Below are 18,961 nucleotides of genomic sequence, written 5' to 3' on the forward strand. Positions count from 1 at the left end.
TCAGTCTTCCCGGTACCGGAACAGCCGGAAGTTGACGATGCTGACCACCGCCAGCATCAGCGCGAAGAGCACGCTCATCGCGGCCGCCCGACCCGCGTCGTAGTCCCGCAGCCCCTCGTCCACGATCCGCCAGACCACCGTCCGGGTCTGCTCGCCCGGCGCGCCCTGGGTGATCAGGAACGACTGCCCGAAGACGTTCGCCGAGGCGAGGATCGTGGTGGTCAGCACGAAGAGCAGCACCGGGCGCAGGCCGGGGAGCGTGACGTGCCGGAACCGGTCCCAGCCGTTCGCGCCGTCCACCCGCGCCGCCTCGTACAGCTCGGTCGGGATGTCCTGCAGGCCGGCCAGATAGATCACCGCGTTGAAGCCGCAGGTCCACCAGATCGTCACCCCCACCAGCGACACCCAGGCCCACGGCACGTCGGTCACCCACGGGGTGTCCGAGGGCAGCCCGACCGCCCCGAGCAGCCCGTTCACCAGGCCCAGGTTCGCGTCGAGCAGGAAGCGCCACAGCAGGCCGATCACCGCGACGCCCAGGACGTACGGGGCGAAGAACGCCGCCCGGAAGAACGTCCGTCCGGGGAACGACCGGTTCAGCAGCAGCGCCAACCCCAGCGGTACGACCACCAGCAGCGGCACCGAGAAGACCGTGAAGAGCGCCGTGGCCCGGACGCTGGACCACCAGTCCCCGTAGATCGCCGAGTCGCTGGAGAACAGGTCCTGGTAGTTGTCCAGCCCGATGAACGGCCGGTTCGGTAGCTGGAGGTCCCACTGGTGCAGGCTGATCCACACCCCGAAGACGATCGGCGCCAACCCGAACACGCCGAAGAGGACCAGATACGGCGCGAGGAAGAGGTACGGGGTGGCCCGGTGCCCCCGCTCGGTGACCCCCCGACGGCGGGTATGCCCCGCCGGGGGCGGCGCGTCACCGCGCGCCGCCCCGACCTCGATCACGTCCGCCACGACGGATCAGCTCCCGTACTTCTTGCGGTTGTCCTCGAGCTGCTTGTTGGCCTTGGCCACCCCGTCGTCGAGCGCCTGCTTCGGCGACTTCTTGCCCAGCGCCGCCTCGTTGAAGGAGTTGTAGAAGGTGGTCATGACCTCGCCGAGGCCGGGGGCGGCCGGCGGGAAGGCCGCGTACTCCAGCTCGGGGGCGAGCGCGTTGACCTCGGTCAGGGCCTTGAAGTCGGCGCTCTCCCGGACCGCCTTGCGGGCCGGCACCTGGCCGCCCTTCGCCCAGTCCAGCGAGTGCTGGCTGAGCCAGTTGATGAAGACCTTCGCCCCGGCGACCTTGTTGTTGTCCGCGCTGCGCTGCTTGACGATGGTGAAGTTGTGCGAGTTGGCCCAGGCGGCCTGCTGGCTGCCGATCTGCGGCAGCGGCGCGACGCCCCACTGCACGGCGGAGCTCTTCTTCAGGTCGTTGATCTGCCAGATGCCGTTCCAGTTGAACGCGTTCTTCCCGCTCTTGAGCGCCAGGTAGTCGGCGTCCTGGCCGACGTTGGCCGGGGAGAAACCCTGCTTGATCATGTCGACCAGCCAGGTGCACGCCTCGACCGCCGGGTCGGAGTTGAAGGTGGCCTTGGCGACGTCGGAGTCGAAGAGGGTGCCGCCCCACTGGTGCAGCAGCGAATAGAAGGTCATTCCGCCGGTGAACTGGAACGGGCTGACCCAGAAGCCCTGCACGCCGGACTTCTTCAGCTCGGTCAGCGCGGCGGTGTACTCGTCCTTTGTGGTCGGCGGCTTGTTCGGGTCGAGGCCGGCCTTCTGCATCACCGCCTTGTTGTAGTAGAAGCCGAGCGGGTGCATGTCCAGCGGGATGCCGTACCGCTTGTCGTGGTAGATGCCGCCCTTCCAGACCGTCGGGGCGAAATCGCCCTCACTCAGCTCCAAGGCCTTGGCCACGTCGTCCAGCTCGGTGATCACGCCGCGTGCGGCGAAGGTGGCGAGCTGGTCCATGTGCATGACCGCGATGTCCGGCCCGTTGCCGCTGGAGACCGCGCCGGGGAGCTTGCTGTAGTAGTCATCCCACTGGTACGTGATCACGCTGACCGCGATGTTCTGGTGCTCCCTGTTGAACTGCTCGACCAGCTTCTTGAAGATGTCACCGTCGCCGCCGGTGAACCCGTTCCACAGCTTCAGGTCGACCTTCGGGCCGGTGTAGTCCTTGCCGCCGTTCCCGGCGGCGGCGGAGCCGCCGGGGCTGCTGCTGCCGCCGCCGCAGCCGGCCAGGGTCAGCGTGGCCGCGGCGCCGAGCCCGACGCCGAGGCCGAGCAGGCGGCGCCGGCTCAACTCGTTCTGGATCATGCGGTTCTCCTTGGGGGACGGGATGAGTTTGCCTGGTCAGCGCTGAGGGGCGAAGCGCAGCAGGTTCCAGGAGCAGGCGGGCAGCGCCACGGTGCACCGGCCGCCGTCGGAGGTGGGGGTGGTGAGCTCCCGGGGCGTCACCCGATCGGGCTCGGCCTCGGTGTTCGTGGCCGTCGGGTCGGACCCGGCGGCGAGGGTGAGGTGCTGCTCGGGGCGCAGGCCGGGCAGGCCGCGCAGGTCGAGGTCGAGGGGGAGGTCCGTGTCACCCCGGTTGACCGCGAAGACGGCCAGTGCGCCCGTCTCGTCGTCGTGCACCGCGACGGTGTCCAGCACCGGCACGTCGCCGTACTTCTTCGTCTCGTAGCGGGGGGAGACCGGCTCCGTACGCAGCACGGTGCCCCGGGCGTACCGGGCGGTGAGGGCGAACGGGTGGAAGATGCTCTGCCGCCAGGCCGGCCCGCCGGTCCGGGTGCGGATCGGGGCGATCACGTTGGCGAGCTGCGCCTGGCAGGCGACGCCGACCCGGTCGGCGTGCCGGAGCAGGGTGATCAGCAGGTCGCCGACCACCACCGCGTCGACGGCGGTGAAGTCGTCCTCGATCAGCGCCGGCGCCTCCACCCAGCCGCGCCGGTCCAGGTCGGCCTTCAGGCGGGACTCGTACCAGACGTTCCACTCGTCGAAGGAGAGCTTCAGCTTGCGCTTGTGCCGCCGCTTGGCGGCCACGTGGTCGGCGGTGGCGACCACGTCGGTGATGAAGTTGTCCATGTCGACGGCGGCGGCGAGGATGCTGGCCCGGTCGCCGTCGGACGGGTCGTAGTAGGTGTGCGCGGAGATGTAGTCGACGTGCTCGTAGGTGTGCTCCAGCACGGTCGCCTCCCAGGAGGCGAAGGTGGGCATCCGTCGGTTGGAGCTGCCGCAGGCGACCAGACTGATCGACGGGTCGATCATCTTCATCGCCCGGGCGGTCTCGGCGGCGAGCCGGCCGTACTCGTCGGCGGTCTTGTGGCCGACCTGCCACGGGCCGTCCAGCTCGTTGCCGAGGCACCAGAGCCGCACCCGGTACGGCTCCTCGGCGCCGTGCTTGCGGCGCAGGTCCGACAGTTGGGTGCCGCCCGGGTGGTTGGTGTACTCCAGCAGGTCGCAGGCCTCCTGCACGCCGCGGGTGCCGAGGTTGACCGCCATCATCGGCTCCACGCCGGCCTCGGCCGCCCAGGTCATGAACTCGTCGAGCCCGAACGCGTTGGTCTCGATCGTCTTCCAGGCCAGGTCGAGCCGGCGGGGCCGGTCGCCGACCGGGCCGACGCCGTCCTCCCAGCGATAGCCGGAGACGAAGTTGCCGCCGGGGTAGCGGACCACCGAGACGCCCAGCTCGCGGGTCAGTTCGAGCACGTCGCCGCGGAGGCCGCGGGCGCCGGCGGTGGGGTGCCCCGGCTCGTAGATCCCGCCGTAGACGCAGCGCCCCATGTGCTCGACGAAGGAACCGAACAGCCGGCGGTCGGCCGGTCCGATCGCGAACGCCGGGTCGATCGTCAGCTGTGCGCTCCGCAAGGGGTGCCGCCTTTCCTCGTGCCGGTGCCGGGGTGACCGCGGTCACCCCGTACCCCAGGTTTCTACAACGTTGTAACCAACGTTGTAAAGGGGTGCGCACGCGGTACAGTGCCGGCAGTACCGACACCGGGAGGGTGGGCAGTGCGGCACAGGCTCAAGGACGTCGCCGAACGGGCCGGCGTGTCGGTGAAGACCGTCTCCAACGTGGTCAACGGCTACCTGCACGTCCGGCCGGACACCCGGGCCCGGGTGGAGGAGGCGATCGCCGAGCTGAACTACCGGCCCAACCTCTCCGCGCGCAACCTGCGCAAGGGGCGGACCGGGGTGATCGCCCTGGCCGTCCCCGAGCTGGACATCCCCTACTTCGCCGAGCTGGCCCGGCACGTCGTCACGGCCGCCGCCGAGCACGGCTGGACGGTGCTGATCGACCAGACCGGGGGCGGCCCGGAGCAGGAACGCAAGGTCGCCAGCGGGATCGGCGACCACATGATCGACGGCCTGATCTTCAGCCCGCTGGCGCTCGCCGCCGACGACCTCGCCGGCCTCGACGGCATGCCGATGGTGCTGCTCGGCGAGCGGGTCGACCACGGCCCGGCCGACCATGTCGTGATCGACAACGTGGCCGCCGCCCGGGAGGTCACCGCCCACCTGATCGGGCTGGGTCGCCACCGGATCGCCGCCATCGGCTCGCAGCGCACCCCCGAGGGCGCCAGCGCCCGGCTGCGCCTGGCCGGCTACACCGCCGCCCTGGCAGAGGCCGGCATCGGGTACGACGAGAAGCTGGTCGCGCCCGCGCCGGCCTGGCACCGCGCGGACGGCGCCGCCGCCATGCGCGAGCTGCTCTCCACCGGCGTACGCCCCGACGCCGTCTTCTGTTTCAACGACACCCTCGCCCTCGGCGCCCTGCGTGCCCTGCACGAGGCGGGCCTGCGGGTGCCCGAGGACGTCGCGGTGGCCGGCTTCGACGACATCGAGGACGGCCGGTTCTCCATCCCCACCCTCACCACCGTCGCTCCCGACAAGGAACGCATCGCCCGGCTCGCGGTGGAGCTGCTCGCCGGCCGCCTCGACGGCGATCGCGAGGCCCCGCCCCGGGAACTCACCGCCCCCCACCGCCTGGCCGCCCGCGAGAGCACCACCGGCCGCCCCTGACCGGTCGCCGCCCCCGCCCGGTTCACCTTCGCCGGACCGCGGGTGGAGCGCGCGGGCCAGGCCGGTCAGTCGAAGAAGCGGGCCAGATGGCTCGGCTCGGCCGCCGGGTCGTCCGGGCCCAGCGGGGTCAGGTCGGCGAAGATCGAGGCGCCGTCGCAGCTGGCGTGCAGGGGGTACCAGCGCGGGGTGCCCGGCGGGCGCTGACCGCAGATGCCCTTGAAGGTCTGCACGTCCAGCAGCCGGACGTGGGTCGGGTCGGCCACCGCGTTCACGTGTCGCCACCAGGGGCTCATCACGTGCAGCACGCCACCCGGCCGGAGCACCCGGTGGCACTCGTCCAGCAGCGGCAGGAAGTCGATCAGGTGCTCCAGGATGTGCACCGCGAAGAAGACGTCCACCGAGTCGTCGGCCAGCGGCAGCGAGCCGGAGAGGTCGGCCACCGCGTTGACCCCGGGCGCCGGGTAGATGTCCAGCCCCAGGTTGCCCGGCCACTGCTTGGTGGCCCCGCAGCCCAGGTCCACCACCACCGGTGCCCGGCCGCCGACGCGTACCTTGCACCAGACGCCGAGCACGCCGCCGAGCCGGCCGACCAGATCGCGGACCAGCCGCAGCTCGGCCGGGTCGGCGACCTCGCCGGTCAGGTGCGCGACGCCCCGGTCGAAGCGCACCTCCACCCCCAGCGGGCGCAGCCGGTCGTCGTTGCGCGCCAGGTCGGCCCACGCCTCGGCGAGGAATTCGTCGACCTTCCGCAGCCGCTCGGCCGAGGGTGCGTACTGGGCCATCGCGACCATGAGCCACCTCCGCGCCGCCCGTTACCCGCATCCTCGACCGTTATGCCTCGATCGGGAAGTCCATCGCCGCTGGGACGCCCCCGGCCGCTGGGACGCCCAAGGAGGGCGATCCCGGCGCGGACGGCGGGCGGCCGCCGCGGTGGTAACGCCGCCAAGCGATATGCCTGTCAGGCATATTCATGACTCTCCGGTATATCGCTCACCGGACACCTGCCCGCCGCGGCGCGACACGCCCGGGCGGCCCGCCCCGCTTGCGGGCCCCTCGGGCGTGCGCCGGCTGCGCGACCCCGGCCGGGGGCGGCGGCAGGGTCAGCCGGAAATCGTCCGGCGGGCCGTCCGGCCCGCGCCGCGCATCCGCTGGCGGGGCTGCGGGGCCACCGTCTTCGGCCGCTTGAGGTGGTACCGGTGCAGCTCGTTGTTGCCGGGCAGCGACGGGTCCTCGCTCATCGCCACCAGCTCCCAGCCCTGGTCGCCGGCGCGGTTCAGGTGGGCCAGCGCGGTGTCGCCGTACGGGGTGACGTCGACCATCGAGCCGTCCGGGCCGTACCAGATGAAGACGACCTCCCACCCGATGTCGGTGGTGGCGGCCTGGCGACGGCGGACCAGCAGCGCGTACTCCCACTTGAGCATGGGGTCATTCTCACCCGGCGCGGGCCGGCCGGCACGAATCAATCCTCGGCGATCCGTCCGGCGTCCACCCGCAGCCGCCGGTTGACGGTCACCGCGTCCAGCATCCGCCGGTCGTGGGTGACCAGCAGCAGCGTGCCCGGGTAGGTCGCCAGCGCCGACTCCAGCTGCTCGATCGCCGGCAGGTCCAGGTGGTTGGTCGGCTCGTCCAGCACCAGCAGGTTGACCCCGCGCCCCTGAAGCAGGGCCAGCGCGGCCCGGGTCCGCTCGCCCGGGGAGAGGGTCGCCGCCGGGCGCAGCACGTGCGCCGCGCGCAGCCCGAACTTGGCCAGCAGCGTCCGCGCCTCCGCCGGGTTCAGCTCCGGTACGGCGGCGCCGAACGCGTCCAGCAGCGGCTGGTCGCCCAGGAAGAGCCCGCGAGCCTGGTCGACCTCGCCGACCACCACCCCGGGACCGAGCGCGGCGTGCCCCTCGTCGAGCGGCAGCCGGCCCAGCAGCGCGGCGAGCAGGGTGGTCTTGCCGGAGCCGTTCGCCCCGGTGATCGCCACCCGGTCCGCCCAGTCGATCTGCAGGTCCGCCGGACCGAGGGTGAAGCCGCCCCGGCGTACCACGGCTCCGCGCAGCGCGGCCACGACGGCGCCGGCGCGGGGCGCGGCGGCGATCTCCATCCGCAGCTCCCACTCCTTGCGCGGCTCCTCGACCACCTCCAGCCGCTCGATCAGCCGTTCGGTCTGCTTGGCCTTCGCCGCCTGCTTCTCGGTCGCCTCGGCGCGGAACTTGCGGCCGATCTTGTCGTTGTCGGTGGCCTTGCGTCGGGCGTTCTTCACGCCCTTCTCCATCCAGGCCCGCTGGGTACGGGCTCGGGCCTCCAGCCCTGCCCGGGTGTCGGCGTACTCCTCGTAGTCGGCGCGGGCGTGCCGGCGGGCCACCTCCCGCTCCTCCAGGTACGCCGCGTAGCCACCGCCGTAGTGCCGGACCTGCTGCTGAACCAGGTCCAGCTCCAGCACCCGGGTCACCGTCCGGGTCAGGAACTCGCGGTCGTGGCTGACCAGCACGGTGCCGGCGCGCAGCCCGGTCACGAACCGCTCCAACCGGTCCAGCCCGGCCAGGTCGAGGTCGTTGGTGGGCTCGTCGAGCAGGAAGATGTCGTACCGGCTGAGCAGCAGCGAGGCCAGGCCGGCCCGGGCCGCCTGACCACCGGAGAGGCCGGTCATCGGGTGGTCCAGGTCCACGGTCAGCCCCAGCTCCGCAGCGACCTGCTCGGCGCGCTCGTCCAGGTCCGCGCCGCCCAGCCCCAGCCAGCGTTCCAGGGCCTCCGCGTACGCGTCGTCGGCGCCGTCCGTGCCGGCGGTGAGCGCCTCGGTGGCGGTGTCGAGCGCGTCCTGCGCCGCGGTGACCCCGGTACGCCGGGCCAGGAAGTCACGGACCGTCTCGCCCGGCCGGCGCTCCGGCTCCTGGGGCAGGTAGCCGACGGTGGCGCTGGGCGGGTTCAGCGAGACGCTGCCCAGCTCCACCGGCTGGAGCCCGGCGAGGGTACGCAGCAGGGTCGACTTGCCCGCCCCGTTCACCCCGACCAGCCCGATCACGTCGCCGGGGGCGACCACCAGTTCCAGGTCGGAGAAGAGCAGCCGGTCACCGTGGCCGGCGGCGAGGTCCTTGACGATCAGCGTGGCGCTCATGAGAAGACCGAGCCTACCGGCGGTCGATCCGGTGACCGGGGCTCCGCCCGTAACAGAGCTGAGGGACACTCACGGGCGTGGTGACCACACTGGCGATCGACTGCGGGGGCGGCGGGATCAAGGCGTCGGTGCTGGACGGCGCCGGCACGATGCGGGCCCGGCCGCTGCGGGTGCCCACGCCGTACCCGTTGCCGCCGTCGCTGTTCGTCAAGACCCTGCTGGACCTGGGCGCCCGGCTGCCGGCGGCCGACCGGGTGACCGTCGGCATGCCGGGGATGATCCGGCACGGCGTGGTCGTGGCGACCCCGCACTACGTGACCCGGTCCGGGCCGCGCAGCAAGGTCGACCCGGACCTGGTCGCCGAGTGGTCCGGGTACGACGCGCGCAGCGCGCTCGCCGAGGCGTTCGGGATCCCGGCGCTGGTGCTCAACGACGCCGAGGTGCACGGCGCGGGCGTGGTCGCCGGGGCCGGCTGCGAGCTGGTGCTGACCCTCGGTACCGGGCTGGGCAGCGCGCTCTTCGACGGCGGGGTGCTCGCCCCGCACCTGGAGCTGTCGCACGCCCCGGTGCGCTGGGGCACCACCTACGACACGTACGTGGGGGAGCCGGAACGCCGCCGGCTCGGCGACGCGTTCTGGTCCCGGCGGATCCGGCAGGTGGTCGAGGGCCTGCGCCCGGTGTTCCGCTGGGACCGGCTCTACCTGGGCGGGGGGAACTCCCGGCTGATCCGCCCGGAACAACTGGCCCGGATGGGCGACGACGTCGTGGTCGTCCCGAACACGGCCGGAATCGTCGGCGGTGTCCGGGCCTGGGACCTGATGGGGGACCGGTACGACCCGACCCCCTGACGCAACTTCCGCTCCAGGAACACTCGCGGTGCGGCCGATGTTGTGCCAGCGTCGGAACTCAGGCGGCGCGACACGAGGAGGTGGGTCGAGTGGATCTTCTGGCGGAGTACCGGCGGGCGACCATGTTCTTCGAAACGGGTGACCCGGCCGGGGCGGCCCGGCTGCTCGAGCCGATCGTCGAGGCGGAGCCCGGGAACTCCTCGGTGCGGCAGCTGTTGGCCCGCGCGTACTTCCAGTCGGCCCAGCTCAACCGGGCCGAGGAGCAGCTGCGTGAGCTGGTCGACCGGGACCCGAGCGACCACTACGCGCACCACGTGCTGGGCCGGACGCTGGAGCGGATGAACCGGTACGCCGACGCGCTGCGGCACCTGCGCATCGCGGCGGCGATGTACTCAACGAACAACGACTACACGACCGCCCTGCGCCGGGTGGAGAGCCGGGTCAGCGGTCGCTGACGAGTCACCAGCACGAACGCGAAGGGCAGCCCTGGCGGGCTGCCCTTCGCCGTCTGCGGGCCTGACGGCCAGCCGCGCCTACGATGGGAACCGTGAAGCTCAAACTCGATCTCCACGACATCTTCAACAAGGGCCAGGACATCGACCGCGCGCTGCGCGGGATCATGGACGAGGCGGTGGCGAAGAAGGCCACGCTGGTGGAGATCATCCCCGGCAAGGGTTCCGGCCAGCTCAAGAAGCGGGTGCTGCGCTTCCTCGACCAGAAGGACGTCAAGCAGCTCTACCACCGGGTGGAGAAGGACTCGAAGAACTTCGGCCGCCTCTTCATCCACTTCCGCTGGAAGTAGGAGCCCCGGCTTCCGGACCTCCCACGCCATCCCCGGCAACGGGATGCAAGCACTGGGCCAACCCGACCGCAGTGCTCCCTGAGCATAAGTAACGTAACAGGGATCTTGGCGTGGCACCATCGGGCACACGACCGACTGCGCAGGTCAGCGGCCGTGGCTATGTTCGTCCGATGCCTACTCACGAGATCACTGCGGCTTCGGCGGGTACGTGGACGCTCGGCGACTTGACCGTCAACCGGATCGGGTTCGGCGCGATGCGCCTGACGGGCAGCGCCGCCTTCGACCTCGGCACGCCAAGCGACCGCGACCGGGTCATCGGCGTGCTGCGCCGTGCGGTCGAGCTGGGTGTGAACCACATCGACACCGCGGCGTTCTACTTCTCCCCGCTGCGCTCGGCCAACGAGCTGATCAATCGGGCGCTGGCGCCGTACCCCGACGATCTGGTCATCACCACCAAGGTCGGTCCCGGCCGGGATCCGTCCGGCGATTGGCTGCCACTGGCCCGGCCGGATCAACTACGTGGGCAGGTCGAGGAGAACCTGCGCCAGCTCGGCCGCGACCACCTGGACGTGGTGAACCTGCGCCAACACGGCCTCGACTCGATCGCCGAGCACTTCGGTGCGCTTGCCGACCTGCGCGACACCGGCCTGATTCGGCACCTGGGCATCTCGAATGTCCGCCCGCAACATCTCGCACAGGCCCAGGCGATCGCCCCCGTCGTGTGCGTGCAGAACGCGTACGGCATCGACAAACGCGTCAGCGACAAAACCCTCCACATGTGTGGCGATCAGGGCATTGCGTTCGTGCCATTCTTCGCGATTGCCGGTGACAGACGTGAGGCCGGCGGTGTTGCCGACAACGACGCGGTCCTCGCCATCGCACGTGCACACGGCGCCACGCCCGCGCAGGTCCGGATCGCCTGGACGCTGAGTCGCGGGGCGCACGTGTTGGCCATCCCGGGCACGGGCAACCCGGATCACCTGGTCGAGAACGTGGCCGCCGGGGCGCTTCGCCTGTCCGCGGACGAGCTGGCCAGCCTCGAATAGCGCCACACCGGGCAGGCGACATCTCGTTTATCATGATCCGCTGATGTGCCCTGGAGGTGCTCGCCAGCCGGGCACAGGCCAACAGCCTCCAGATCCCGATGGCCTTGGTGTGCTTGCTGGATACTTCCGGCATGGGGACGCCCTACACTCCTGCGGCCAGGTTCCGCCGCACGCAAGCTGAACGCGTGGATCAACTGCTGTCATGGAAGCGGTCGGACCAGGCGTTCTTCGCCGCCGGCGCATGCCATGTGCTCGCCTGGGTCGCCGTCGAGCGGTACGCCTCGGGCGGTTTCGGCATCATGGGATTACGTCAGCTCGATGAGCCCTACGTCAGCCACGTGATCATCAGCAACGACCGCTGGGCCTTCGACCACGATGGCTGGACGCCCCTGCCCGAGTTGCTGCGCGCCACTGCGGAGTACGAACCAGGCTCGGGCTGGGAGCTACTGCCAATCACCTCAACACTTCGACACTTCTGCGCCGCTCACAACCACCGAATGCCGGCGCAGTACGCGCACGACCCGCTGCCACGCGCCCGGAGCTACCTGCAACAGCGGCCCCGCCCACCGGAGGTGGTGTGAACCCTGGACGCCTGCCTTGCAGGCCAGAACACCGGCAACGCAGGAATCGGTGAGGTCGAGGTCCGTCATGGAGCCCACCTCGAACCGCAGGCCCGCGTGGTCACGCCGGGCGAGGTCGATCATGGCGGGGGAAAGGTCGATGCCGAAGGCGTCGACACCGAGGTTGTGCAGGTAGGCGGTGATCCGTCCCGGTCCGCAACCGATGTCGGCCACGGGTCCCCCGCCGCTGGTGCGGACCAGTTCGGCGAACAACCCCAGGATTGCCCGCTCGTAGGTCGCACCAGAGAGTGCGTCACGCAGCAGGTCGGCATAGCTTTCCGCCACCGTGTCGTAGGACGCCCGCGTGTCGGCGAGCCAGCCGTCAGCACCCATGGCGGGGACAGTAGTGCAGTGATCAACACTGCGCCGGCCGTGCCGATCTGCTTGTGGCGACCGCCGCCGCTGCCCGTCACACCGGGTAGGTGCGGGCTACCGCGAGCATTTCGGAGGTGTGGGAGCCGACGATGCCGACATCGGACGGGCGGGGGCGGAAGCCCGGTACGCCGGTCAGGCCGTCGCTGGCGTCCATCGCCCGCAGCACCACCTGCCCCGCCTTCGGGGTCAGGGTGAGGGTCACCTCGATGCCCTCGGGCGGCGGGGCGTGGAAGACGATCCCGAAGCCCCAGCGGCCGTCGCGGGCCTTCACCGGCACGTCCCGCCCGGCCACGTTCGCCGACTTCACGGTCGCGGTGGACGTGTCGACGTGCAGCGTGGCCAGGCGGACCGGGCGCTGTGGGGTGAGCCGCACCCGCAGGACCCGCTGGTCTCCCGAGCGGGTGTCGGAAAGCACCTCCACCTTCGGCGCCGGCAGGTCAGCCGCCTGCGCGGGCCCGGCCCGCAGCTCGCCGTCGCCCAGCCCCGGGAAGTCGTCCGCCACCGAGACCGTGCCGTCGACGTAGCCGTCGGTCCAGGGCTGGGGGGCGTCCTCGTGGCTGAGCCACTCGGCCCGGCCGGTCCCGGCGTCCAGCGCGTACATCAGGTGGGTGGGCACCGGGTGCGCGGCGTCGAAGCGGTCCACGCGCAGCCCGACCCCGGCGAACACCACGGCGGCGAGCGCGGCGGCGACAGCCGGCAGCGCACCCAGCCGGCGGGCCCGCAGCGCGACCAGGCCGCGCTGCCCGCCGGCCTGCGGGTGCAGCAGGTCCACCACGGGCAGCGCGGCCAGCCCGAGCAGCACCGCGAAGAGCGCCGCCACCCCGCCCATCGCCATGCCGAGCGCGGGGAAGAGCAGCACCACGGTGGGCAGCAGGATCACCACGCCGACCGCGCCGGCCAGGGTCACCGCCAGCACCGGCCAGGGGCCGTCGAGCCGGGTGGCCAGCGCCGCCACGCCGGCGAGCGCGCCGGCCAGGGCCGGCAGGGTCGCCAGGTACGCCCCACCGGGCACCAGCACGGCCAGCAGCACCCCGAGCAGGGCCAGCCACGCCAGCCCGCCGAACGCCAGGGCGGCCGGGCCGGCCCAGCGGCGGGTCAGCGCGTACCAGGCGAAGAGAAGCGCGGCGGCGAGCGCCACCACGGCGAGCCGGTACCAGACCGGCCGGTACGGGTCGAGCAGTTCGGCGTAGCCGGGGCGCAGCGTGGTGATCGCCGCCCAGAGCGCCGTAGCGCCCAGCGGGGCGGCGACGACCGGGACGAGAGCCAGCCCGAAGCCGGCGGCGAGCCGGCCGGCGCTGGCCCGGCCGCGTCGCCGCAGCAGCCAGCCGAGCACGCCGACCGCGACCACGGCGAGCAGCGCCAGCGGCAGGGTGAGCCAGCCGGGGTAGCGGACCAGCCCGCCCGGCACCGGGAAGTAGGTGGCGTCGTGGCCGGAGCGCAGCGCCGTCAGGTCGGTCCGGCCGAACTCCCGGGCCAGCCCGAGCGCGTTGTCGCCGTGCTGCTGGAGGCTGCCGCGGTCCATCGCCGCCGGGGTGTCCAGCGGCGTGTGGTAGACGGCGCCCCCGTCGATGTACGCCGAGTTCAGCCCGACGAACTTCCGGTCCGCGAAGGCGGTGAAGTCGGTGTCGTTGGGCAGCGCCCGGTAGATCTCCACCGCGAACGAGGTGCCCACCGGGTGTGGGGCGGCCCGGCCGAAGAGATCCACCAGCTTCGCGTTGTTCCGGGACGTCTCGAACATGATCACCGGCCCGGTGGAGCCGCGCGCCTCCAGGTTCAGCACGACCCCGCCGTCGGCGGCCAGCGGGTGGCTCGACGCGAACCCGGAGGCGCCGCAGAGGCAGGCCTCCTCGGCGTCGGTGAGCACGAAGACCACGTCGTTGCGGGGGCGGGGCCCGGTGGTCAGCGCCCGGGCCACCTCCAGGATGGTCGAGGTGCCGGCGGCGTCGTCGTTACCGCCCGGGCCGGACTGCACCGAGTCGTAGTGGGCGACCAGGAAGACCCGGCCGGTCGAGTCGGTGCCGGGCAGCCGGGCCACCACGTTGCGCACCCGGGCCAGGGTGGCCCCGCCCGCGGCCCCGCTGAGCTGGCCGGCCTCCGGGGCCACGGTGTCCTGCACCTCGGTCTCCAGGCCCAGCCCGCGCAGCACACCCAGGAGGTGTTCGCGGACCTGGTCGTTGGCCGGGCTGCCGGCGACGTGCGGCCGGGCCGCGATCACCTGCACGTTCCGGTACGCCCGCTCCGCGCTGAAGTCGGACGCCGGCGCGTCGGCCGGGCGCGGGGTCGGGGTACGCAGGTCGACCAGGACGCCGGCGCCCACGGCGAGCAGCGCGGCGAGCGCGGCGACGGCGGCGAGCGGGCGCCGGCGGGGCCGGGCCAGCGCCCGGTCGGCGGGGCGGGTGGGGGGTGCGCCCACGGACACGGGGCGGGTGACGGGTGCGCCCACGGGAACTCCTCGGGGGTGGGGGCAGGGGTGGGATCATCCTGCACCCCGGCGGCCCCGAGCGGGACTCCCGCCCGCCGGATCCGGTGGACGATCGGCGTGCGGGCCCGGCTGCCACCCCGGGGCGTAACATCGGCCGTCCGCTTTATCGCTGATCCGGTGGTGAGCCCGGCCCGCCCCCGCCTGCGCCGACGCCGCCGTGTTGTGTGCGACCGTTGTCTAATACAGGATCAGCAGGGCACTCGGAAGGAGCCCGACATCACCAGCGATCTCCCGCGTCTCGCGGCGGTGACCCGGCCGCACCGGGGGGCCGGCATGGCCGGTTCCTCCGTCGTGCCGTACCCGCACGGCGGGCTGGCGCGGCACGCCAACCTGCCGCCCGGTGAGCGGCTGCGGGTCCTGCTGGTCGAGGACGACGAGGGCGACGCCTTCCTGGTCGGCGAACTGCTCGCCGAGACCAACTCGATGATCGACCTGCTGGTCGCCACCAGCCTCAGCGAGGCCCGGGAACGGGTGATGGGCGTCGACTGCGTCCTGCTCGACCTCGGCCTCCCCGACGCGCAGGGGCTGGACGGGCTGCGCCAGGTGCTGGAGATGGCCAGCGGCGCCGCGGTCTGCGTGCTGACCGGTCGCTCCGACGAGCACCTGGGCATCGTCGCGGTGGCCGAGGGCGCCCAGGACTACCTGGTCAAGGGGCAGGTCGACGGGGTGTTGCTGACCCGCGCGCTGCGCTACGCGGTGGAACGCAAGCGGGCCGACGAGAACGCCCGCCGGCTCCGCGAGGTGGAGCTGCGCCAGGCCGAGTCCGCCCGCCTGGAGCGGGGCCTGCTGCCCCAGCCGCTGATGACCACCGACCAGGTGTCGGTGCACACGTTCTACCGCCCCGGCCGGCACGCCGCCCTGATCGGCGGCGACTTCTACGACGTGGTGCAGACCCGGCCGGACCGGATCGACCTGATCGTCGGCGACGTCTGCGGGCACGGCGTGGACGAGGCGGCCCTCGGCGTCGAGCTGCGGGTGGCCTGGCGGGCCCTGGTCCTGGCCGGGGTGCCGGACGACGAGGTGCTGCCGGCCCTGGAGCAGGTGCTGATGAGCGAGCGCCGGCTCCAGGAGATCTTCGCCACGGTGGCGACCGCCCGGCTCGACCTGGCCGGCAACCGGGCCACCGTACGACTCGCCGGTCACCCGCCGCCGCTGCTGCTCAGCGGGGGTAAGGTCGCGCCGGTGCCGGCCAAGGGTGGACTGCTGCTCGGCGTACGACCGCGCCGCCCCGCTGCCTTCGAGCTGGAGTTCGACACCGATGACTGGTCCCTGCTGATGTACACCGACGGCCTGATCGAGGGTCGGGTGGGCACCGGTGACGACCGGCTGGACGTGCCGGGGCTGACCGAGCTGCTCGCCGACCCGGCCAACCAGGCGGTGCCCCTGGCCGAGCTGCCGGCCTGGCTGGTCGGCCGCGCCGAGCAGCTCAACGGCGGCCCGCTCGCCGACGACGTCGCCATGCTGCTGGTCGCCCGGGGTGGTGGCCGGTGAAGTCGTACCAGCAGGGTTGGACCCTGCGCCGGCGCGTCGTCGCGCTGCTCGGCGTGGTCCTGGTGCTGCTGCTCGGGCTGGCCGCCGCCGAGGCGGTCGTCGCGGCGAAGAACCGGCAGAACATCGACGCCGTGCTGATCAAGACCGGTCCGCTGCGGGTGCAGGCGCAGGAGCTGCTCAGCGCGCTGCTCGACCAGGAGACCGCGGTCCGCGGGTACGCGGTGAACGGCGACCGCAAGGACCTGGCCCCGTACGAAACGGGTCTGGAACGGGAACGGGCCACCGTCGACTCGATGGAGCGGCTGGCCGCCGGCTACCCGGACGTGCTGCGCGAGCTGCGGGTCGTCGAGCAGCAGGCGGAGCGCTGGCGGGCGAACGTGGCCGAGCCGGTGATCACGACGACCGAACGCAGCGGCCCGGCCGCCGGGCAGGCGCTGATCACCGACCAGACCCGGCAGCAGTTCGACGGCATCCGCTCCGCGGTGAACCAGCTCCAGGCCGAGATCCTGGTCGTCCGGCAGCAGACCGCCGACCAGGTCACCCGGACCGGCAACGTGCTGGTCGTCCTGCTGATCATCGCGGCCCTGGTGGTGGCCGTGGCAGGCGCGGTCATGGTGCTCTCCCTGGACCGCATCCTGATCCGGCCGCTGGCCGGGCTGGTGGGCCAGGTGCGGGAGGTCGCCGCGGGCGACTACGAGCACCACATCGCCGGCGCCGGGCCGCCGGAGTTCCGCCGGCTCGCCGACGACATCGACGGGATGCGGCAGAAGATCGCCCGCGACCTGGCCGAGGTACGCGAGGCCCGGGAGCGCATCGAGTGGGTCAACAGCCAGCTCCAGAAGCAGGCCGAGGAGCTCACCCGGTCCAACCGTGACCTGGAGCAGTTCGCGTACGTCGCCTCGCACGACCTCCAGGAGCCGCTGCGCAAGGTGGCGAGCTTCTGCCAGCTCCTCCAGCGCCGCTACGCCGGTCAGCTCGACGAGCGGGCCGACCAGTACATCGCCTTCGCGGTGGACGGCGCGCAGCGGATGCAGCGCCTGATCAACGACCTGCTCGCGTTCTCCCGGATCGGCCGCCTCACCACCGGTTTCATCGAGATCGACCTGAACAAGGTGATGGGCGACGTGGCCGGCCAGACCGAGGCCGCCCGGCAGTACGCCGACGCCGAGCTGACCTGGGGCGAGCTGCCGGTGATCCGCGGCGAGGAGCCGCTGCTGACCAACCTGCTGGCCAACCTCGTCAGCAACTCGATCAAGTTCCGCCGCCCGGACGTGCCGCCGAAGGTGCACGTCACGGCCCGGCTGGTCGGGGACGAGTGGGAGATCAGCTGCCAGGACAACGGCATCGGGATCGAGCCGGAGTTCGCGGACAAGATCTTCGTGATCTTCCAGCGGCTGCACGCCAAGGACGCGTACCCGGGCACGGGCATCGGCCTGGCGATCGTCAAGAAGATCGTCGAGTACCACGGCGGCCGGGTCTGGGTGGACACCGGCACCGGCGAGGGCACCGCGATCCGCTTCACCCTGCCCGCCCTCCCGGAGGACGTGGCGGCGGCGAACGCGGCGGCCGAGGTGGGCGCGGCGGACGAGGCGGCGGCCGGCGCGGAGTCGACCGGGGACGGGACGCTGACCGGGGACGGGACCGGCGACGACGCCGCCGGGAGCGGGCCGATCGGTCGGCAGCCGGGTGGGTCGGAGCGCACGGACCCGGCCGACGGTACGACGGGACACGGTTCAACAGGTGGCATGAAGGAGACGGTGGGATGACCGCGCCGGCAGACGGCAAGAGCCCGATCGAGGTCCTGCTGGTCGAGGACGACCCGGGCGACGTGTTGATGACCCAGGAGGCCTTCGAGGAGCACAAGCTCCGCAACCGGCTGACCGTCGTCTCCGACGGCGCGGAGGCCCTGGCCTACCTGCGGCGCGAGGGCCAGTACGCGGACGCGGTGGCCCCCGACCTGATCCTGCTCGACCTCAACCTGCCCCGCCGGGACGGCCGGGAGGTGCTCGCGGAGATCAAGAAGGACGAGCAGCTCTGCCGGATCCCGGTCGTGGTGCTCACCACTTCGCAGGCCGACGAGGACATCCTGCGCAGCTACCAGCTGCACGCCAACGCCTACGTGACCAAGCCGGTGGACTTCGAGCGCTTCATCTCGGTGGTCCGCCAGATCGACGAGTTCTTCGTCAGCGTGGTCAAGCTGCCGCCTCGTGGCTGACGCGCTGCTCGACGACGTCGGTGAGCTGCTGCGGGAGGCCGCGGCGAAGGTCGTCGTACCGCTGTTCCGCCGGCTCGACGACGCCGACATCGCCGAGAAGGCCCCCGGCGAGGTGGTCACCGTCGCCGACCGGCGGGCCGAGGAGCTGATCTCGGCAGGGCTGCGGCGGCTGCGGCCCGGTTCGGTGGTGGTCGGCGAGGAGGCCGTCGCCGACGACCCGGCCCTGCTGCGGCACCTGCGCGCCGCAGGCGACGTCTGGCTGGTCGACCCGGTCGACGGCACCTCCAACTTCGCCGCCGGCCGCCAGCCGTTCGCCCTGATGGTGGCGCTGCTGACCGACGGCGAGCAGGTCGCCTCCTGGGTCTTCGACCCGCTCGCCGGGGACCTGGCCAGTTGCCGGACCGGCGCGGGGACACGGCTGGACGGGACGGTGGTGCGCACGGCCGAGGCGGTGCCCGCGGTCGGCGCGCTGCGCGGCACCGCGATGACCCGGTTCCTGCCGCCGGACGTCCGGCAGGCCGTCGAGGCGGGCGGGGCGCGGATCGGCGAGCTGCTGCCCGGCCAGCACTGCGCCGGCCGGGAATACCTCGACCTGCTCACCGGCGCGCAGCAGTTCGTCCTGTTCTGGCGGACGCTCCCCTGGGACCACGCCCCTGGCACCCTGCTGGTCCGACAGGCCGGCGGGGTGGCCCGACGCTTCGACGGCACCGACTACCACCCCGCCGACGACGGCCAGGGCCTGCTGGTCGCGGCGAACGAACAGATCTGGACCGAGGTCCGGTCGGCCCTCCTCGGCGGCTGAGCACCGGTCGGATGCCGCCCCGGCCGGGCGATCGGTGACGGCGTGGCGACAGCCCCGACACGCTGCGTCGATGTCCGGTGTGGCCCGAGGTTGGGGGCCTGGCGCGGCCGCCCCGGTCCGGTATCGTGACCGGCGGTTTCCGCCAGCAGGCCGCCGTCCGGCGCCGGTGGAGCCGCCGC

At 72.4% G+C, this 18,961-nt stretch carries 17 protein-coding genes; 9 read left to right on the forward strand and 8 right to left on the reverse strand.

Features of this window, described 5'->3' with window-relative positions; all coding sequences use genetic code 11:
• The 3 genes from OG799_RS31945 to OG799_RS31955 are packed head-to-tail and all read right to left on the reverse strand — an operon-like array spanning position 1 to position 3,852.
• Positions 1 to 963 (reverse strand): carbohydrate ABC transporter permease, encoded by a 963-nt coding sequence (locus tag OG799_RS31945; protein ID WP_406040507.1) that lies wholly within the window; start codon positions 961 to 963, stop codon positions 1 to 3.
• A gap of 6 nt (positions 964 to 969) precedes the next feature.
• Positions 970 to 2,304, reverse strand: coding sequence for an ABC transporter substrate-binding protein (locus tag OG799_RS31950; RefSeq protein ID WP_406040509.1), 1,335 nt, complete (start codon positions 2,302 to 2,304; stop codon positions 970 to 972).
• 36 nt (positions 2,305 to 2,340) lie between these two features.
• Positions 2,341 to 3,852 (reverse strand): alpha-N-arabinofuranosidase, encoded by a 1,512-nt coding sequence (locus OG799_RS31955; protein ID WP_406040511.1) that lies wholly within the window; start codon positions 3,850 to 3,852, stop codon positions 2,341 to 2,343.
• Between the two features lie 141 nt (positions 3,853 to 3,993).
• Between OG799_RS31955 and OG799_RS31960 the strand changes: the two genes are divergently transcribed.
• Positions 3,994 to 5,004, forward strand: coding sequence for a LacI family DNA-binding transcriptional regulator (locus OG799_RS31960; protein WP_406040513.1), 1,011 nt, complete (start codon positions 3,994 to 3,996; stop codon positions 5,002 to 5,004).
• 65 nt (positions 5,005 to 5,069) lie between these two features.
• On the opposite strand, the gene OG799_RS31965 is transcribed toward OG799_RS31960, so the two are convergent.
• From OG799_RS31965 to OG799_RS31975, 3 genes are all read right to left on the reverse strand, one after another.
• The gene (locus OG799_RS31965) at positions 5,070 to 5,795 is read right to left on the reverse strand and encodes a methyltransferase domain-containing protein (protein ID WP_406040515.1); all 726 of its coding nucleotides are present in this window, start codon (positions 5,793 to 5,795) and stop codon (positions 5,070 to 5,072) included.
• 309 nt (positions 5,796 to 6,104) lie between these two features.
• Complete coding sequence (locus OG799_RS31970) at positions 6,105 to 6,425, reverse strand: hypothetical protein (RefSeq protein ID WP_406040517.1); 321 nt, start codon at positions 6,423 to 6,425, stop codon at positions 6,105 to 6,107.
• 38 nt (positions 6,426 to 6,463) lie between these two features.
• The gene (locus OG799_RS31975) at positions 6,464 to 8,101 is read right to left on the reverse strand and encodes an ABC-F family ATP-binding cassette domain-containing protein (protein ID WP_406040519.1); all 1,638 of its coding nucleotides are present in this window, start codon (positions 8,099 to 8,101) and stop codon (positions 6,464 to 6,466) included.
• A 77-nt stretch (positions 8,102 to 8,178) separates the two neighbouring features.
• Between OG799_RS31975 and OG799_RS31980 the strand changes: the two genes are divergently transcribed.
• From OG799_RS31980 to OG799_RS31995, 4 genes are all read left to right on the forward strand, one after another.
• Positions 8,179 to 8,949, forward strand: a complete 771-nt coding sequence (locus OG799_RS31980) for an ROK family protein (protein WP_406040521.1) — start codon at positions 8,179 to 8,181, stop codon at positions 8,947 to 8,949.
• Between the two features lie 89 nt (positions 8,950 to 9,038).
• Positions 9,039 to 9,404, forward strand: a complete 366-nt coding sequence (locus tag OG799_RS31985) for a tetratricopeptide repeat protein (protein WP_406040523.1) — start codon at positions 9,039 to 9,041, stop codon at positions 9,402 to 9,404.
• A gap of 92 nt (positions 9,405 to 9,496) precedes the next feature.
• Positions 9,497 to 9,751 carry a Smr/MutS family protein gene (locus OG799_RS31990; RefSeq protein ID WP_117664998.1) on the forward strand — a complete coding sequence of 85 codons (255 nt, stop codon included), beginning with the start codon at positions 9,497 to 9,499 and terminating at the stop codon, positions 9,749 to 9,751.
• 170 nt (positions 9,752 to 9,921) lie between these two features.
• Entirely contained in the window at positions 9,922 to 10,797 is an 876-nt protein-coding gene (locus OG799_RS31995) for an oxidoreductase (protein ID WP_406040525.1), read from the forward strand.
• A gap of 458 nt (positions 10,798 to 11,255) precedes the next feature.
• Here OG799_RS31995 and OG799_RS32000 read toward each other — a convergent pair whose 3' ends face one another.
• Together OG799_RS32000 and OG799_RS32005 are read right to left on the reverse strand one after the other, a co-directional pair.
• Positions 11,256 to 11,750 carry a class I SAM-dependent DNA methyltransferase gene (locus OG799_RS32000; RefSeq protein ID WP_406040527.1) on the reverse strand — a complete coding sequence of 165 codons (495 nt, stop codon included), beginning with the start codon at positions 11,748 to 11,750 and terminating at the stop codon, positions 11,256 to 11,258.
• Positions 11,751 to 11,826: 76 nt separating this feature from the next.
• Positions 11,827 to 14,205 (reverse strand): M28 family peptidase, encoded by a 2,379-nt coding sequence (locus OG799_RS32005; protein ID WP_406046469.1) that lies wholly within the window; start codon positions 14,203 to 14,205, stop codon positions 11,827 to 11,829.
• A 342-nt stretch (positions 14,206 to 14,547) separates the two neighbouring features.
• On the opposite strand from OG799_RS32005, the gene OG799_RS32010 reads away from it, so the two are divergent.
• From OG799_RS32010 to OG799_RS32025, 4 genes are read left to right on the forward strand one after another with little or no spacing between them, the layout of a single operon-like run.
• Positions 14,548 to 15,765, forward strand: a complete 1,218-nt coding sequence (locus OG799_RS32010) for a PP2C family protein-serine/threonine phosphatase (protein ID WP_406040529.1) — start codon at positions 14,548 to 14,550, stop codon at positions 15,763 to 15,765.
• Positions 15,762 to 17,531: an ATP-binding protein gene (locus tag OG799_RS32015; RefSeq protein ID WP_406040531.1), complete on the forward strand. Its 1,770-nt coding sequence runs from the start codon at positions 15,762 to 15,764 to the stop codon at positions 17,529 to 17,531. The genes OG799_RS32010 and OG799_RS32015 overlap by 4 nt, the downstream gene beginning before the upstream one ends.
• Positions 17,528 to 17,980: a response regulator gene (locus OG799_RS32020; protein ID WP_406040533.1), complete on the forward strand. Its 453-nt coding sequence runs from the start codon at positions 17,528 to 17,530 to the stop codon at positions 17,978 to 17,980. The genes OG799_RS32015 and OG799_RS32020 overlap by 4 nt, the downstream gene beginning before the upstream one ends.
• Positions 17,973 to 18,782: an inositol monophosphatase family protein gene (locus OG799_RS32025; RefSeq protein ID WP_406040535.1), complete on the forward strand. Its 810-nt coding sequence runs from the start codon at positions 17,973 to 17,975 to the stop codon at positions 18,780 to 18,782. The genes OG799_RS32020 and OG799_RS32025 overlap by 8 nt, the downstream gene beginning before the upstream one ends.
• The last annotated feature ends 179 nt before the right edge of the window (positions 18,783 to 18,961 follow it).

The organism is Micromonospora sp. NBC_00898 (assembly GCF_045207895.1).
In the GTDB taxonomy this organism is placed as follows: Bacteria; Actinomycetota; Actinomycetes; order Mycobacteriales; family Micromonosporaceae; genus Micromonospora.